Annotated in this window: 14 protein-coding genes and 1 tRNA gene; 4 read left to right on the top strand and 11 right to left on the bottom strand. The window is 61.8% G+C overall.

Annotated elements, in window-relative coordinates:
- Positions 1-7 precede the first annotated feature (7 nt).
- From Q1A53_RS17515 to Q1A53_RS17500, 4 genes are all read right to left on the bottom strand, one after another.
- Positions 8-1,660 carry an alpha-glucosidase gene (locus tag Q1A53_RS17515; protein WP_299968941.1) on the bottom strand — a complete coding sequence of 551 codons (1,653 nt, stop codon included), beginning with the start codon at positions 1,658-1,660 and terminating at the stop codon, positions 8-10.
- 22 nt (positions 1,661-1,682) lie between these two features.
- Complete coding sequence (locus Q1A53_RS17510; protein WP_299968940.1) at positions 1,683-2,807, bottom strand: carbohydrate ABC transporter permease; 1,125 nt, start codon at positions 2,805-2,807, stop codon at positions 1,683-1,685.
- The gene (locus tag Q1A53_RS17505) at positions 2,807-3,787 is read right to left on the bottom strand and encodes a sugar ABC transporter permease (RefSeq protein WP_299968939.1); all 981 of its coding nucleotides are present in this window, start codon (positions 3,785-3,787) and stop codon (positions 2,807-2,809) included. The genes Q1A53_RS17510 and Q1A53_RS17505 overlap by 1 nt, the downstream gene beginning before the upstream one ends.
- A gap of 77 nt (positions 3,788-3,864) precedes the next feature.
- Positions 3,865-5,220, bottom strand: coding sequence for an ABC transporter substrate-binding protein (locus Q1A53_RS17500; RefSeq protein ID WP_299968938.1), 1,356 nt, complete (start codon positions 5,218-5,220; stop codon positions 3,865-3,867).
- A gap of 449 nt (positions 5,221-5,669) precedes the next feature.
- Between Q1A53_RS17500 and Q1A53_RS17495 the strand changes: the two genes are divergently transcribed.
- Positions 5,670-6,983 (top strand): GH1 family beta-glucosidase, encoded by a 1,314-nt coding sequence (locus Q1A53_RS17495; protein ID WP_299968937.1) that lies wholly within the window; start codon positions 5,670-5,672, stop codon positions 6,981-6,983.
- Positions 6,984-7,173: 190 nt separating this feature from the next.
- Here Q1A53_RS17495 and dctP read toward each other — a convergent pair whose 3' ends face one another.
- The 6 genes from dctP to Q1A53_RS17465 all read right to left on the bottom strand — a co-directional run bounded on the left by dctP (position 7,174) and on the right by Q1A53_RS17465 (position 12,810).
- On the bottom strand, positions 7,174-8,232 hold the full coding sequence (dctP, locus tag Q1A53_RS17490; RefSeq protein ID WP_299968936.1) for a TRAP transporter substrate-binding protein DctP: 1,059 nt from the start codon (positions 8,230-8,232) through the stop codon (positions 7,174-7,176).
- A 48-nt stretch (positions 8,233-8,280) separates the two neighbouring features.
- On the bottom strand, positions 8,281-9,570 hold the full coding sequence (locus tag Q1A53_RS17485; RefSeq protein ID WP_299968935.1) for a TRAP transporter large permease: 1,290 nt from the start codon (positions 9,568-9,570) through the stop codon (positions 8,281-8,283).
- A complete protein-coding gene (locus Q1A53_RS17480; RefSeq protein WP_299968934.1) occupies positions 9,571-10,161 on the bottom strand; it encodes a TRAP transporter small permease subunit in 591 nt (196 codons plus the stop codon). It abuts the gene before it with no gap.
- Positions 10,162-10,241: 80 nt separating this feature from the next.
- Complete coding sequence (locus tag Q1A53_RS17475) at positions 10,242-10,745, bottom strand: flavin reductase family protein (RefSeq protein ID WP_299968933.1); 504 nt, start codon at positions 10,743-10,745, stop codon at positions 10,242-10,244.
- Positions 10,746-10,765: 20 nt separating this feature from the next.
- A complete protein-coding gene (locus tag Q1A53_RS17470; RefSeq protein ID WP_299968932.1) occupies positions 10,766-11,656 on the bottom strand; it encodes an aldo/keto reductase family oxidoreductase in 891 nt (296 codons plus the stop codon).
- A complete protein-coding gene (locus Q1A53_RS17465) occupies positions 11,656-12,810 on the bottom strand; it encodes an LLM class flavin-dependent oxidoreductase (RefSeq protein WP_299968931.1) in 1,155 nt (384 codons plus the stop codon). The genes Q1A53_RS17470 and Q1A53_RS17465 overlap by 1 nt, the downstream gene beginning before the upstream one ends.
- Positions 12,811-12,912: 102 nt before the next feature.
- Between Q1A53_RS17465 and Q1A53_RS17460 the strand changes: the two genes are divergently transcribed.
- Entirely contained in the window at positions 12,913-13,620 is a 708-nt protein-coding gene (locus Q1A53_RS17460; protein ID WP_299968930.1) for a GntR family transcriptional regulator, read from the top strand.
- Positions 13,621-13,629: 9 nt separating this feature from the next.
- Positions 13,630-14,724 carry a Gfo/Idh/MocA family oxidoreductase gene (locus Q1A53_RS17455; protein WP_299968929.1) on the top strand — a complete coding sequence of 365 codons (1,095 nt, stop codon included), beginning with the start codon at positions 13,630-13,632 and terminating at the stop codon, positions 14,722-14,724.
- Positions 14,725-14,740: 16 nt separating this feature from the next.
- Here Q1A53_RS17455 and Q1A53_RS17450 read toward each other — a convergent pair whose 3' ends face one another.
- Positions 14,741-15,616, bottom strand: coding sequence for a hypothetical protein (locus Q1A53_RS17450; RefSeq protein ID WP_299968928.1), 876 nt, complete (start codon positions 15,614-15,616; stop codon positions 14,741-14,743).
- Between the two features lie 124 nt (positions 15,617-15,740).
- On the opposite strand from Q1A53_RS17450, the gene Q1A53_RS17445 reads away from it, so the two are divergent.
- Positions 15,741-15,816, top strand: a tRNA-Thr gene (locus tag Q1A53_RS17445).
- The last annotated feature ends 271 nt before the right edge of the window (positions 15,817-16,087 follow it).

Raw genomic sequence — 16,087 nt, 5'->3', positions numbered from 1 at the left:
TCCTCCCTCAGGTCTTCCGGTCTGTCGGCAATGCGAAAAGCGCCTGGTAGGGCGGCAAATCAATGCCCGCTGCGGTCTCTTTGAATTGAAAGGGCGCGCCGCGATCAATGTGCCAGTCCCCCTCCGGCAGGCGCACCACCATCGGCGTGTCCGACAGGTTGAACATGCAGAACATCTCGCGGTCCTGATGCCGCCTTAGAAAGCTGATCTGCATGTCGTCAGCTGCCAAAACCTCGATATCGCCCTTAAGCAAAACGGGATGCGCTTTGCGAAAGCTCAGCATGTCGCGGTAGAAATTTAGCATCGAGCCTGGGGCGTCTTCCTGAAAACGTACCGCACGCTGGAGATGCTCCACAGCGATAGGCAGCCAGGGCTTGGCGTCCGAAAAGCCGCCGTGCTGTGTCTCGTCGTTCCAGGGAAACGGCGTGCGGGCACCGTCGCGGCCCTTGAACTTGGGCCAGAACTGTTTGCCGTAGGGATCCTGCAGATCCTCATAGGGCACATAGGCCTCGGTCAACCCCAGTTCTTCCCCCTGATACAAACAGACAGAACCCTTGAGGCTCATCAACAGACCGGCGAAAAGCTTCTGCTGGTCCTCGTTCAGGTTCCAGCGTGTGGCGTGGCGCACCACGTCATGGTTGGAATACGCCCAGCAGGCCCAGCCTTCGGAGACGATCTCGTTAAACTTCTCAAGGATGCCGGCCACGTGGTGCCCGGTGGGAAAGGCATTTGCCAGAAACGCGAAATCATAGCACATATGCAGCATGTCATCGCCGCGGGTGTAGTCCGCCTGCACCTCCATGCCGCGCTGGCTTTCGCCCACTTCTCCCACCGCCGCCGTCCCGGGGTATTCGTCCAGCAGTGCCCGGAAGCGTTTCAGAAAGGCGATATTCTCGGGCCGGGTCTTGTCGTAGAGGTGATCCTGAAAGTTGTAGGGGTTCACCTTCGGCGCGGTATTGTCGTTGCGGTCCGCTTCTGCCAGCGGGGGATTGTCGCGCAATTCCTTGTCATGGAAATAGAAATTCACGGTGTCCAGGCGAAAGCCATCCACCCCGCGGTCCAGCCAATAGCGCGTGATGTCCAGAAGCTCGTGCTGGACCTCTTCGTTGTGAAAGTTCAGATCCGGCTGTGAGGTCAGGAAGTTGTGCAGGTAATACTGCATCCGCTCCCCGTCCCACTGCCAGGCCGAGCCGCCGAAGATCGACAGCCAGTTGTTGGGGGGCGAGCCGTCAGGCTTGGCATCGGCCCATACGTACCAGTCATGCTTGGGATTGTAGCGGGAGGACCGGCTTTCCTTGAACCAGCGATGCTCGGTGCTGGTATGGCTCAGCACCAGGTCGATCATCACCTTGAGGCCCAGATCATGCGCCCGTTCGATCAGCGCCTCAAAGTCCCCCAAGGTGCCGAACATCGGATCCACATCGCGGTAATCCGACACATCGTAGCCGAAATCCAGCATGGGCGAGCGGAAGAAGGGCGAGATCCAGATACTGTCCACCCCAAGGCTCGCCACATAGGGAAGCCGGTGGATGATCCCTGACAGATCGCCGATCCCGTCGCCGTTGCTGTCCTGAAAACTGCGCGGATAGATCTGATAGATGACCCCGCCCCGCCACCAGTCCGTGTCGGTCGTGACCTTGGTCTGTGCCATTTGGTTCATGACAATCTCATTCCTGAAAAGCTTACTTGACCGACCCGGCCAGAAGACCACGCACAAGATACCGCTGCATGGTAAAGAACACGATCAGCGGCACCGCAATCGAGATGAACGCCGCCGAGGCCAGAATGCCCCAGTCGCCCCCGCGCGAGCCCAGAAGGTCATCGGCAATCTTGACGGTCATCACCCAGGACTCGGAATTGGACGGCAGGAACACCTTCGCCACCAGCAGATCGTTCCACGTCCACAGGAACTGAAAGATGGCAAAGCTGGCCAGAGCCGGAAAACTGAGCGGCAACACGATCTTGGTAAAGACCTGAAAATCCGTGGCGCCATCGACCTTGGCGCTTTCGATGATGTCACGCGGCAACCCGACCATATAGTTGCGCAAGAGATATATCGCCAGCGGCAGCCCGAACCCGGTATGCGCCATCCAGATCCCCAGAAAGCTCTGCCCGATCCCCACCTTGTTATGCAGCTGCAAGAGCGGCACCAGCGCCAGTTGCAAGGGCACCACAAGCAACCCGACCACCATCGCGATCAGGAACCCGCGGCCCGCAAAATCCATCCATGCCAAGGCATAGGCCGCAAAGGCCGCGATCAATATGGGAATGATCGTCGCCGGGATCGTGACCGTCAGCGTGTTGATGAAAGCCACGTCCATGTTGTTGGAAAACAGGATCGTCTGGTAGTTATCCAGCGAGAAATCGGGCGGCGTCGCAGTGGCGTAATAAACGTTCGGATCGCGGCTGATCTCGCTCGGCGTGCGGTAGATGAAATCGCCGTTGGCCTCAACCGTCAGCGACCGGTCGCGGCGCAGATCGCCCGTCTCCCCCGGTGCGAAGGCCGTAGGATTGGAGCGGGTGCCGCCAAAGCGCAGGATCTCCCCCTCCCCGCCCGAAAAGAGGTTGCCCTCGATCACGAAGAAATCGCCATCGCGTCGCGCCTCACCCGCAGGCAGGCTGGCCTGAAAGTTCTGCTCAACCGCGAAAGGCGACAGCCACCAGCCCGAGGCGGAGATCTGGTCACGATCCCGGAAAGACGAGACCAGCAGCCCCAGCGTCGGAACCAGCCAGAGCACCACGAGGAAGATCACCGACAGATTCACCGCCCAGCTGAGAGAGGATTTTGTCCCTGCAATATTGTCCATTATTTCATCTCCGCGCGTGCTTGGCGTATGTTCCAGATCATCACCGGCAGCACCACGATCATGATGACAAAGGCCACCGCCGTCGCGCGACCGTCGTCGCGGAACATGTAACTCATCATGTAACTTGGCAGGATATCGGTGCCGAAGTTGCCGCCCGTCATGGTGTAGACGATGTCAAAGACCTTAAGCACCAGGATGGTGATCGTCGTCCAGACCACGACGATGGTCCCCATGATCTGCGGCACCTTGATCTTAAAAAAGACCTGGAACGGGTTCGCCCCGTCGATGATCGCCGCCTCGATGGTCTCTTCGGGGATGCCGCGCAGGGCGGCAGAGAGGATCACCATGGCAAAGCCGGTCTGGATCCACACGAGGATGAACATCAGGAAAAAGTTGTTCCAGAACCGCACCTGCAGCACATCGAGCGGCTCTTCCGCGCCAAAGAAATCCCGGATGGCGTTGATCAGCCCGATGTCGGCGTTATTCGCATAGACGAACTTCCAGATCAGCGAGGCGCCCACAAAGCTGATCGCCATCGGCATGAAAATCAGCGATTTCGCAATGTTCCCCCAGCTCAGCCGGTCCGTCAGCTGTGCGACCAGCAGGCCAAAGAAGGTCGAAGCGGCAGGGACAAAGAGCACCCAGAGCAGGTTGTTGCCAAAGGCGGTCTGAAAGCCGGGATCAGCGAACATCGTGGTATAGTTGCCGAAGCCGATGAACTCATCGCCGGAGCGGTTGAAAAGCGACCGCCAGAACGATCCCACCACCGGGTAGACAAGATAGAGCCCCAGAGCAGCCATCGCCGGAAACAGGAAAAGCCACGGCCGCACCAGATTGGCGCGATTGATGTTGCGCCCCGGGTTATCGGCCTTCGGTGGAAAAATGACCTTGTCGAGGATCAGGTTGGATAAGAAGAAGTATCCCACACATCCGCCGACACCGACGATGACCGTGATAACCCCTTGCAACAGCGGCGACATGACACTCCCTCCCAAGATGCGTGGTGGCCGGTGCCCCCGGCGATGTGTGCCGCCGGGGGATATGATCGGTTAGGTGCTTACTGGATCGTGTCCCAGCGATCCTGAATGCCCTTGGCAACCTCTTCGGCGTCGGCACCGGTGGCGTACTCCACCATCCCGGTCCAGAAGGCGCCGGCACCGATCTCACCCGGCATCAGGTCCGATGCGTCAAAGCGGAAGGTCGTGGCATTCAACAGGATGTCACCCTGCGCCTTGAGATTGTCATCGAGATAGGCCTCCGTGTTCACCCCGGCATGCGCCGTAAGGAACCCGCCCTGGGCCATCCACAGCTCATGCGCGATGGGCGTTTTCATCCACTCGATGAACGCCGATGCCGCATCAGACGGATCGGTGATCGCCAGAACGGTGCCCGCGCCCAGCACTGGTTTGCCCAGATCCTTGCTCTCGTAGGCCGGGAAGTAGAAGAAATCCACATCCTCGCCGACCACCACATCTTCCGGGAAAAAGGCCGGGATGAAGGACGCCTGACGGTGCATGTAGCACGCAGGCGGGATCGCAAAGAGACCCGCGGGACTGTCGCGGAAATCGGTGTTGGCCACAGCCGAGGCACCGCCGTCCACATAGTCGTCATTCCGCGCGAAAGCCCCGAATTCCTCGATGGCCGCGACAACCGCGGGATCATCGAACTTCATCTCATTGGCGACCCACGCATCATACGCCTCGGGCGGCTGGGTCCGCAGCATCATCTCTTCGACCCAGTCCGTTGCGGGCCAGCCCGTCGCCGCCCCGGATCCCAGACCGATGCACCAGGGTGTCTCGCCATCCTCGACCATCAGGTCGGTCAGTTCCTTGAGCTCTTCCATGGTCTCGGGGATGTCATAGCCCAACTCGTCAAAGGCGATGGGCGAATACCAGACCAGCGACTTCACATCGACGCGGTAAAAGATGCCGAACATCTGGTCTTCGCCGTTCTGATCAGCGTAGGTGCCCAGATCGACCCAGGACTGACCGGCCGCGTAGTTCTCGCGCACCCAATCAGCCGTCCCCTCGGCCAGTGGCGTCAGCAGCCCTTGGCTGGCCATATCCGCCGCAAGCCCGGGCTGTGGGAAAACGGCGATATTCGGCGCAGAGCCGGAGCGGGCGGAGATCACGATGTCCTGCTCGAAGCTGTCAGAGCCGGAATAGTTCACGGTCGCCCCGGTCGCACTGGTAAAATAGGAGAAGGCGATATCCACTTTCGCCTTTTCGTCGCCGGTCCAGGGCCCGGTGATTTCCACCGTCTGGCCGCTCAGATCGTACTTTTCCGCAAATTCGTTGTAGCTGTCCCAGTTCAACGGCCCTTCGCCCACGGCGAAAGGCTGGTGCCCATCGGCCTGAGCCATACCGGCGCACAGGCCAATCACCGCAGCACCCGCGTAAAAACGTGCCTTCATGAGTTCCTCCCTTGGTCATGCCTTTGTCGGCATTTTCGCAATTGTTGGCTCAGGCATCAGAATCGTGTCCGGCGCTTGAGGTGGTCCGAAGGTGGCTGACACGTGCTTGCCTGTCAACTCAGGGTTGGCAAATGCGATGACCTTTCAAAAGGCTGCAGCGCAGCATTCACTGGCACTCCGATGGGCCTTTGACGCCCCCTTGGTGGCACCGTAGGCTTCGGGCTACATCTCTGACCCAGGCTGAATGTGTCGTTACATACCCAAAACGCATATGACGGCCTTTCACCCACGCCGTTCCCAAGGAGCCGACCCACCCACCAACGGCAAGATCCGTGTCGCAACGACAGACGGAATTCGTTTCAGCCACCGCGCCAATGCCCACGCCCCTTACGGCGGCGCTTCAAGACACAAAAGGGTCGCTGATCGGCCCGTCTCCCAAGAGGACCAAGATGCACTTCAAAAGATCAGATTTCCCGAACGGTTTCCAATTCGCTGCGGCAACCTCCAGCTACCAGATCGAAGGTCACAGCTTTGGCGGCGCGGGCACAACCCACTGGGATACCTTCGCTGCCACGCCCGGCAATGTCGTGCGGGCAGAGGATGGTGCCGTGGCCTGCGATCACTATCACCGCTGGGAAGAAGATCTCGACCTGATGCAGGCCATGGGGCTCGATGCCTACCGGTTCTCGACCAGTTGGGCGCGCGTGCTGCCGGAGGGTCGCGGCACGCCGAACGCCGACGGGCTCGATTTCTATGACCGGCTGGTGGACGGGTTGCTGGCACGCGGGCTGAACCCCATGGTCACGCTGTATCACTGGGAGCTGCCGGTGCCGCTCGCCGATCTGGGCGGCTGGCGCAACCCCGACATCGCCCACTGGTTTGCCGATTTCACCACCGTGGTCATGGAACGGATCGGTGACCGGGTGTTCAGCGCCGCACCGGTCAATGAGCCCTGGTGCGTGGGCTGGCTGTCACATTTCATGGGCCATCAGGCGCCGGGCCTGCGCGACATCCGGGCAACGGCGCATGCCATGCACCACGTGCTGACGGCCCACGGGCGGTCCGTCCAGGCGATGCGCGCGCTCGGTGTCAAGAACATCGGTGCGGTCTGCAACTTCGAATACGCCCATCCGGTTGATGACACGCCAGAGGCCGCCGCCGCAGCGCGGCTCTACGATGGCTATTACAACCGGTTCTTCATGGGCGGGCTCTTCAAAGGGGCCTATCCGGAGGACGTGATGGAAGGCCTCGGCCCCCATATGCCCAAGGGGTGGGAGGATGACTTCGCCCTCATCGGCCAGCCGCTCGACTGGGTCGGGCTGAACTACTACACCTGCAAACGCATCGCACCCACAGACGGCCCGTGGCCCGCACATGAAGAGGTGCCCGGCCCCCTGCCCAAGACCCAGATGGGGTGGGAAATCTACCCCGACGGCCTGCACCATTTCCTCACGTGGGTGCATGAGACCTATACCCGCGGCCTGCCGCTTTATGTGACGGAAAACGGCATGGCCAACCCCGATACACTCGATGTGCCGGATCAGGCCCGCATCGACTACCTCGACGCGCATCTGGCCGCTGCCCGGCAAGCCATTGCCGACGGCGTGCCGCTCGCGGGCTATACCTTCTGGTCGCTTATGGACAATTACGAATGGGCGCTCGGGTACGAGAAGCGTTTTGGCCTGATCCACGTGGATTTCGAGACGCTGAAGCGAACGCCGAAGGCGTCGTATCATGCACTCGCGAAAGCGCTGGCAAGCTAGCCTGAACAAATCGAGCTTTCCGCACAGACTTGCCCAACTTTCTCGCCCGGCTGATAGGCCGGGCAGCCCCCGACCGCCCCCCCGGGCGGGGGCTTCACCCCCACCCGCGGTCGGGTGCTGCCCTATGCCTTATCCCAAACGCAAGGGGCCGGACCATCCGGCCCAGCCCCTCAACTTCTCCGATCAAAGATCAGTTCAAATCCGCATCCCGCGCCGCGTTCACCTCTGCTTCAGCCTCGGCCACGGCTGTGGTCAGCGCGTCAAAGATCTCCTCACCGCGCGCCACATTGGCCTTGAACCAGTCAAACACCGGAGCCGCGCCATCCTTGAAGGCCGCCTTCTGCTCAGGCGTCGGCACATAGAGGTCACCGCCATCGGCCACGAACTGCTCATAGGCTTCGATGGATTTGCGCTTGGGCGAGGCAAAGGTTGCCTGCTGCAGCGCGTAGAACCCATCGACCACCACGCGGCGCATGTCCTCCGGCATGGACTGGAACGTCTCGTTGCTCATCCACCACAGCGCTCCCATGTAGGCGTGACCGTCCAGCGTGACATATTGCAGCCCCGCATCGGGGAACTTCATGCCCATGATGTCGGTGATGCCGTTCTTGGAGCCTTCGACAACACCGGTCTGGAACGAGGTAAACAGCTCCGCCCAAGGGATCGGCGTGGGCGAGGCGCCAAGCGCGCGCACCAGCTCCTGCGGCAGGTCCGCCACCACGGTGCGGATCTTGAGCCCTTCCATATCCGAAGGCTCCGCAATCCGGCGCTTGGTGTTGGCAAAGTTGCGCCAGCCGCCGGTGTTGCCGATGGTCATCAGCCGGATCGCGTCGCCCGAATCTTCCAGCGCCATCTGACGCATGGTGCGCACGAAATCACCCGACAGCACATGCTCCGCAATGCGGTCATCGGCCATCAGATAGGGCAGGTCCAGCACCTGCACGTAAGGAAAGATGCCCGAGGCACCGCCGGAAGTGGAAATATAGATGTCGATGGAGCCATCGGCGACCCCCTGCAGACACTCCGCCCCGTTACCGCAGAGCTGCGTGCCGATGAAGAGCTCCACCTCGATGGCCCCGTTGGAGGCCGCCTCCACATAGTTCTTGAAGACCACGAGCCCGTCGTAATCCTCATCGTTCTCGTTGGAATTCGCCGCGGCGCGCAGGGTATATTCCTGCGCCGCGGCAGCCATCGCGGTGCCCGCAAGCATCGCGGCCACGGTCAGTGATTTCAGGGTTTGACGTATCATTTCTTTCCTCCCATTGGATGGTCTCGTCAGTTTGCAAAAGTGGTGTGGTTAGTTTGCAAATCCCGTCAGGCGCGGGATCGTCATGGAAATGGCCGGGATATAGGTGATCAGGAATATCACCACGATCTCGACCGCCAGAAACGGCAGAATGGCCTTGGAGATCGTCTCCACCCGCTCGCCCGAGACGGAGGAGGCCACGAAGAGCACCAGCCCCATGGGCGGCGTGGCCAGCCCCACCGTCAGGTTCACGCTCATGATGATGGCAAAGTGGATCGGATCGACCCCGAGGCTGACAAAGATCGGCCCCAGAATAGGCCCCAGGATGATGATCGCGGGTCCCGCGTCGAGAAACATGCCGACCACGAAAAGCAGCAGGTTGATCAGGAACAGCAGGATCAGCGGGTTGCTGGTCAGCGCCAGCACGAATTCCGCCATGGCTTCGGGCGCGTGGCTGAGGCTGACCACGGTCTTGAAGGCCATCGCGGCCCCCACCAGCAGAAGCACCACCGCAGAGGTGATCCCCGCCCGGCTCAGTACATCCGGCAAGTCAGCGATCCGCAGCGTCCGCATCACGAAAAGCCCGATGATCAGCGCATAGGCCACCGCGACCGCGGCGGCCTCTGTGGGCGTGAAGACCCCTGCGAGGATGCCGCCGAGGATGATCACCGGGGTCATCAGCGGAAAGAAAGCCTTGAGGCTCGCCTGCCCCCGCTCGCCCCATGTGTGCTTCTTGGTGGCGACGGGAAAGTCGTACTTGTCCGCCTGCAGCTTGACCATCAGCATCAGGCCCGCCCCCACCAGCACACCCGGCACGATCCCCGCCAGAAAGAGCGCGGCAACACTCTCGCCCATCACATAGGCGTAGATGATCATGATCCCCGACGGCGGAATGATGGGCCCGATCACCGAACTGGCCGCGGTGATCGCGGCGGCAAATTTCCGGGTGTAGCCCTGCTTTTCCATCGCCGGGATCAGCATAGACCCAAGCGCAGAAGTATCCGCCACCGCCGAGCCCGACAGCCCCGCAAAGAGCATCGAGGACAGGATATTCACATGCGCCAGCCCGCCGCGGAAATGCCCCATCATCGCCTGGCTGAATTCCACCAGCCGCATGGTGATGCCACCGCGGTTCATCAGCTCACCGGCCAGCATGAAGAACGGAATGGCCATCAGCGGAAAGCTGTCCATCCCGTTGTAGACATTGCGGTAGAGCAGCGTAATATCCCGCTCCTGCCCGGCCAGCCACAACAGGATACCGGGGGCGGCGAGCAGACCAAAGAACACCGGCAGGCCGATCATCAGAAAGACCAGAAACAGCGGCAGAAACCAGACCAGCATCTATTCCGCCCCCAACTGCTCTTCGAGCGTGATCGGCGGCAGGCGGTCTGCGCCTCCCATCATCTTGACGATGGACCGCAGGATCAGCTCGATATTGACCGAAATCAGCACGATGATGCCGTAGAGAAGCGACGCCATCATCCACGATCGTGGCACCCGGAACCAGCTCTCAAAGCTCAGATCCGTGGGCAAATACAGCGACGCTGTCGCAAAGCGGCCCGCAAACCCCGTGACTTCCGACCAGCCGATCTGCACCGCGACAGCCAGCACCCCGAGGCTCACGAACAGCAATGCCAGCGACAGCAGTGCGCCAATCCGCACCGGCAGCAGCCGCACCAGCGTGTCGATGGCCACGAAGCCGCCGCGCCGAAAGGCAATCGGCGCCATCATGCCGGTCATCCACATCATGCAAAAGCGCGCGGCCTCATCGGGCCAGGGCAGCGCACTGTTGAGCACATAGCGGTAGAAAACTTGGATCAGGATGGCCAACACCATGGCGGCAACCGCAACAATGCCAATGGCACGCCCAATGGCGAGCGCGGTCTCGTTGACCAGGCGTAGCGGCACCATGACCGCCAGCAATGCTCCCATTACGGAGCCTCCTCCCTTGTGCCCGGGTATTCCGGGTCACGGCGTGCGGGTTTTCCCCGCGCGCTTCATTCGTTGGCCTTTTAGGCCTCTTTGTCAAACGCTCTGAAAGCGCCCTGGCAAAAAACCAGCGGATCCCCCGACCGCTGCGCCACGCAGCCGACGAGACCCAGGATGATCGCGTGATCCCCCGCATCCACGATCCGGTGCGTGCTGCATTCGAACCGCGCCAGACAGCCGTCCAGCAGCGGCACGCCATGGGCGTTCAGCGTCACGTCGAGGCCGTCAAACGCATCGCCCGCCTTGGCAAACCGCATGGCGATCCCCTCCTGCGCCATCCCCATCACATGGACGGCAAAATGCGTGGCTTGGGCAAAAGGCGCGTAGCGGCGCGAGGATTTGGCCGGGCTCCACATCACCAGCGGCGGATCCATGGAGATGCTGGAAAAGGAATTCGCCGTCATGCCAATGGGTCCCTGCGGCGTGCCCGCGGTGATCACCGTCACGCCGGTGGCGAACTGGCCGAGAGCGGTGCGAAACTCGCGCTGCGTGTCGGGCCCGGGTGCAAAGCTCGTGAGCTGTGTCATGTACTGCGATCCATCTGCCATCATGGCACCTCCTGTCCGTTCGCCGCCTCAAAAAGCTCGAACCAAGTCTGCCTATCCATCTCGACAGATAGCGCGTCCGAGAACTTGGCAATCCGCGACAGGGTATTGGTGCCCATGACGGGCAGGATCCCCACGGGATGCGCCAGCAACCAGGCGACGGCAACGGCGGCCGGATCCACACCTTGAGCGGTCGCAATGGCGGCAATCTGTCGGCCCAGAGCGCTGTCTTCCGTCATCAGACTGCCGCCCCCCAGAGGTGACCAGGCCATTGGGCGAACGCCATGCTGCTGTAGATGCGCCAGATCGCCGTTGGTGAAACTGTCGCGCGCCGCAAGGCTCAGTTCGATCTGGTTCGTCACCAGCCGGTGCCGCATCGCCGATTGCAGCAGATCCCAGTCCCAGGGGCGGAAATTCGACACGCCCGCCGCCCGGATCTTGCCGCTGTCGATCAGACCGTCGAGCGCCGCGCCCGTCTCCGCTGCGTTCATCAGCGGGTCTGGCCGGTGGATGAGCAGCAGGTCGATCTGCTCGATCCCCATGTAACTCAGTGAGGCCTCGACGCTGGCCTCGATATGCGCAGCGGAGGTGTCATAATGCTTGACCCGCGCCTTGGCATATTTGCCGATGGGCGCGACGATATCGCATTTGGTCACGATCTCCAGCTCATCCCGCAGGCCCGGGCTCTGCTTCAGCGCAGCCCCCAGCAACTCTTCGGCCACATAGCCACCGTAGATATCGGCCTGATCCATCGTGGTGATGCCCTGGGCAAGGCAGGCGTCGATCTTGGCGCGCACATGCGCGGGCGAGGTATCGCTGTCCTCGGCCAGCCGCCACATGCCGTAGACGATGCGGCTGAAACTCATCGTATCGGAAAGGTCTATGCGGTCCATCAGCGGCGGTCTCCGGCGGCAAGCGGCGTTGCGGGCGCATGTTCGGGTACGCGTCCGTAGGCATGTGGCAGCGAGCAGGTCTTGAGATGCGGCATCACCAGCCGCCCGAAATGCTCGGCCTCGTCCACATGCGGGTAACCCGAGAAGATGAAGGTGCGAATGCCCATTTTCTGGTAGGCCTCGATCTCCGACAACACCTGATCGGCGGAGCCCACCAGCGCCGCACCACAGCCGGACCGGGCACGACCCACCCCCGTCCACAGATGCGGCTCGATATAGCCGAACTCATCCGCCACATCGCGGTTCTTGGCCTGGTGCGACACGCCGAGCGAGGTCGCATCCAGCGCGCGTTCGCGGATCTTGCGCCCGTGTTCGTCGTCCAGCTTGGACACGATGTAGTCCGCGTATTCCTTGGCCTCGGCCTCGGTGTCGCGCACGATCATATGGACGCGCAGCCCGTAATCGAGCGTCCGGCCCTTTTCCGCAGCGCGTTCGTGCACCGCCTGCATCCGGCCCGCGATCTGCTCCTTGGGCTCGGGCCACATCAGGTAGACATCGCAATGCTCGGCACACAGGTCGAGGGCCGCGGGCGAATACCCCCCGAAATACAAAAGCGGCCCGCCCGTCTGATAGGGTTTCGCGGGATCCGTTGTCAGCCCTGTGAAATTGTAGACCTCGCCCTCGTAGTTGATCTCATCCCGGGTCCAGGCCTGTTTCAGGATCTCCACCACCTCGCGGGAGCGCTGGTAGCGGTAGCCGCTCTCGGCCTTTTCGCCCGGAAAGTCGGAGCTGATGATGTTCACCGTCAGCCGACCCTCCAGCATGTGATCCAGCGTCGCCAGCGTCCGCGCCAGCATGATGGGCTGCATCTCACCGCAGCGCACGGCGGCCAGCAGGTTGATCTTTTCCGTCACGGGCGCACAGCCCGCCACAAAGCTCAGCGTGTCCTGCCCCACCTGATAGGACGACGGGCACAGGATGTTGCGAAAGCCCTGCGCTTCGGCGGTTTTCACGATGTCCGAGCAATGCGCCCAGCTTGAGCGTAGCGCACCGTCAGGGACGCCCAGGAACTGGTAGTCATCCGAGCATAGCGCAGCAAACCAGGAGATTTCAGCCGCGTCGAGATCGGCGGAGGTAACGGGAACGACGGTCATGGATTTCCTTTTGACGGCATGTCGGTTTGGCCCTTGTGTAGCGCCCGCAAGATGATAGATCAATAGTGTATCAATTACCCATGGGTAACGCCCGGGCGCCACATGACCCATCCACCCGACCGCAGCGCTGCGCTGCCGAAATACATCCAGTTGAGCGAGCTTCTCATCCGCGACATCGACGCAGGCAGGTTGCTCGACGGCGAACGCCTGCCGCCGGAGAGGCAGATGGCCGCGCGCATGGGCACCTCCATCGGCACGCTGCGCAAAGCTCTGGCAGAGCTCACCCGGCAGGGTCTTCTGACCCGCGTTCAGGGCTCGGGCAACTACGTGCGCCAACCCTCAAAGCCGACCGGTGTCTACGCGATGTTCCGGCTGGAGCTTCTCGACGGCGGGGGCCTGCCCACGGCAGAAGTGCTGAGCGTCACGGCCATGGACAAACCCGCCGATCTGCCCAGCTTCGGGACCCATCAAACCGCCACGCGCATCCGCCGCCGCAGGGCGCTCAACGATGTACCAATCGCAGTAGAGGAGATCTGGCTCGATGCGGGCGCGGGCGCGCTCGACACCCAGAGCATCAGCGAGTCGCTCTACCAGACCTATTTCAAACACCTGAATTTCTGGATCACCCGCGCCGAGGATCGCGTGAGCATCGGCCGGTTGCCCCGATGGACGCCCGCGGATTTCGGCGCGCCCGGCACCCCCTGCGGTTATATCGAACGCTTCAGCTGGGCCGCCGATCCGATCCCTGTTGAATATTCCCGCACATGGTTCGATACGGAAAAATCCGTCTACGTCCAGCGGTTGAGGTAAGGAAGAACGATGACCAAGACTACGCGCTACGGGCTGATCGGCTGCGGGATGATGGGGCAAGAGCATATTCGCAATATTGCCTTGCTGCCAGGGACAGAGATCGCCGTGATCCTCGAGCCTGACGCGGGCATGCGCGCCGCCGCTGCGGCGCTCGCACCGGGTGCTGCCTTCGTGGGCTCCGTGTCCGAGTTGCTGGCGCATCCGGCGCTCGACTGTCTGGTGGTCTCCAGCCCAAACCACTGCCACGCGGCGCAGCTGACCGAGATTGCCGCAACCCGCGCCCTGCCCCTGCTGATGGAGAAACCCCTGCTGACGGATCCTGCGGACATCGCACCGCTGACACAGATCGCCGCCAGCTATCCCGCGCCCATCTGGGTCGCCATGGAGTACCGCTATATGCCGCCGATCGCCGCCCTGCTGGATCAGGCGGCAGAGGTCACCGGCGGCATCCGTATGCTCAGCATCCGCGAGCATCGCTTTCCGTTCCTGCCCAAAGTCGGTGACTGGAACCGGTTCAACGCGGGCACCGGCGGCACCTTCGTCGAGAAATGCTGCCATTTCTTTGACTTGATGCGGCTGATCATCGGTACGCGCCCACTGCGGATCATGGCCAGTGCCGCGCAATCCGTGAACCACATGGATGAACGCTACGACGGTGCTGCACCGGACATCCTGGACAACGGCTTTGTCATCGTGGACTTCGAGGGCGGCACGCGCGCCATGCTGGAGCTGTGCATGTTCGCCGAAGGTGCGCGCTATCAGGAGGTGATCGCGGCCCTCGGGCCTCAGGGCAAGATCGAGGCATTCGTGCCGGGCCCGGGTCGTTTCTGGCCCGCGGATCTCGGCCCCGCGCCGACCCCGCTGCTGGAGATCAGCCCCCGCGCGCCCAAAGCCCCCCGGTCAGAGCCGATCCCCGTGGATCCGACGTTGCTGGAAGCAGGCGATCACAATGGCTCCACCTTTTACCAGCACCAGCGGTTTCTGGAGGTCGTGCGTGGCACCAGGCAGGCCCCCGAGGTCAGCTTTGACGACGGGCTCTGGGCCGTGCGGATGGGCATGGCGGCGCAAGAAGCCGCCCGCACCGGCGAAACCGTCCACCTCTGAGCGATCCGGCCGCGGCTCAAGGCAGCAGCACCCGCACCCCCGGTGTTTCTGCCAGCGCCAGCACATCCCGGTCGTAGATCCCGCTCAACTCTTCGATCAGGGCGTCGGTCCAGCCCGGCATGTCGATCTCTTCCTCGATGGCGTCGGACGCGGCGTAACGGTCCAGAAACGCCATGCTCGCGCGCCGGATCTGCAGCTCGTCCAGATCGGGGTTCTGCTCCAGATACGCGCGAAAATGCGAAATACCCTCAGGCTGCATGATCTCTTCCAGCAGCGCGTAGGAACCGGTGATCGGAACCTCCTCGCCCAGCCCCACCATCGTGCGGATCAGCGCAGGCCAGATCAGCGGGGCGTCCTCGTTGCACCATAACGTGATGGCAACATCTGGCAGCGCTTTCTGGATCCGCTCAATCAATTCTGACCAGCGGACCTGCCGGACTTCCGTTCTACCCAGAACCTCGCGGCCCTGACCGCTGGGACTGCGGGCGTACGCCGCCGGCAGAAATGTCGCGGGGTTACGCAGGCCAATGAAAATCTCTGCATCCACCGGCTGGAACATCTGCATCAGCGCCGCCAACCGCTCCTCTGCATCGGGGTAGATCACCCCCTGCTTGACCATCATCCTGGCGCCGCCGATGAAATTCACGTCCGACAGCACCATGCGGCGCGCCTCCGGCAGGTTGCGGATCGCATTCTGCAGCACCAAGGGCGCATCCTCGGCCAGTTCGCTGACCTCCATCGTCTGCATCGCCAGCCCGATCAGCTCCCGGTAGCTATCGGTGTCTGGCACATCCACGCCACGCTCCGCAAAGGCATCCCGGTTGTTCGACAGCGATTTCAGAAGGCGGTCTTCTTCGGTAAGATGCGCGCCTGCGTGGAAAACCAGCTTCATGATGCTCCGCCGGATAGGGTTTAATTGGCGCACGCTAGCGTGGCGGTGCGCGGTATTCAAACCCAATCGCAGGCACATTTCCCCTCTTGCGCGGCGCCTCCAAACTCACTAAATCACGCGTCGTGCCCCTATAGCTCAGCTGGTAGAGCAACTGATTTGTAATCAGTAGGTCCGCGGTTCGAGTCCGTGTGGGGGCACCATATTTGATTTTTCAGCATAATTTTCCGCTAAGGCATTGAACGGAAACGCTATTTCTGGTGTTCGAGGTCCCTCATTTCGGTGGTAGTGAAGGGGGGCTGTGAGCACCAGTTTGAGAATAGATCGGCGTAGTTCGAAGCTGCCTTTTTCCCAGGCTTTCCAGGGGTTTGCGAGGAATTTCAGGGTGTGTTCGAGCGCCTCCTCGAACGACCGGCGTGGTTGCCCCTGATTTTGCAGCTTTTCTTCGAGCGCGGCCTTGTTCAACTCAAGCTC

Source organism: uncultured Roseobacter sp. (assembly GCF_947496515.1).
Lineage (GTDB): Bacteria > Pseudomonadota > Alphaproteobacteria > Rhodobacterales > Rhodobacteraceae > Roseobacter.
Note: the sequence above shows the minus strand (reverse complement) of the source record. Positions and strands in the feature narration are given on the sequence as shown.

Excerpts from the sequence above, each read along its gene's own strand:
- Q1A53_RS17515 (WP_299968941.1), bottom strand. The coding sequence starts at position 1,660 with ATGAACCAAATGGCACAGACCAAGGTCACGACCGACACGGACTGGTGG.
- Q1A53_RS17510 (WP_299968940.1), bottom strand. The coding sequence starts at position 2,807 with ATGGACAATATTGCAGGGACAAAATCCTCTCTCAGCTGGGCGGTGAAT.
- Q1A53_RS17505 (WP_299968939.1), bottom strand. The coding sequence starts at position 3,787 with ATGTCGCCGCTGTTGCAAGGGGTTATCACGGTCATCGTCGGTGTCGGC.
- Q1A53_RS17500 (WP_299968938.1), bottom strand. The coding sequence starts at position 5,220 with ATGAAGGCACGTTTTTACGCGGGTGCTGCGGTGATTGGCCTGTGCGCC.
- Q1A53_RS17495 (WP_299968937.1), top strand. The coding sequence starts at position 5,670 with ATGCACTTCAAAAGATCAGATTTCCCGAACGGTTTCCAATTCGCTGCG.
- dctP (WP_299968936.1), bottom strand. The coding sequence starts at position 8,232 with ATGATACGTCAAACCCTGAAATCACTGACCGTGGCCGCGATGCTTGCG.
- Q1A53_RS17485 (WP_299968935.1), bottom strand. The coding sequence starts at position 9,570 with ATGCTGGTCTGGTTTCTGCCGCTGTTTCTGGTCTTTCTGATGATCGGC.
- Q1A53_RS17480 (WP_299968934.1), bottom strand. The coding sequence starts at position 10,161 with ATGGGAGCATTGCTGGCGGTCATGGTGCCGCTACGCCTGGTCAACGAG.
- Q1A53_RS17475 (WP_299968933.1), bottom strand. The coding sequence starts at position 10,745 with ATGACACAGCTCACGAGCTTTGCACCCGGGCCCGACACGCAGCGCGAG.
- Q1A53_RS17470 (WP_299968932.1), bottom strand. The coding sequence starts at position 11,656 with ATGGACCGCATAGACCTTTCCGATACGATGAGTTTCAGCCGCATCGTC.
- Q1A53_RS17465 (WP_299968931.1), bottom strand. The coding sequence starts at position 12,810 with ATGACCGTCGTTCCCGTTACCTCCGCCGATCTCGACGCGGCTGAAATC.
- Q1A53_RS17460 (WP_299968930.1), top strand. The coding sequence starts at position 12,913 with ATGACCCATCCACCCGACCGCAGCGCTGCGCTGCCGAAATACATCCAG.
- Q1A53_RS17455 (WP_299968929.1), top strand. The coding sequence starts at position 13,630 with ATGACCAAGACTACGCGCTACGGGCTGATCGGCTGCGGGATGATGGGG.
- Q1A53_RS17450 (WP_299968928.1), bottom strand. The coding sequence starts at position 15,616 with ATGAAGCTGGTTTTCCACGCAGGCGCGCATCTTACCGAAGAAGACCGC.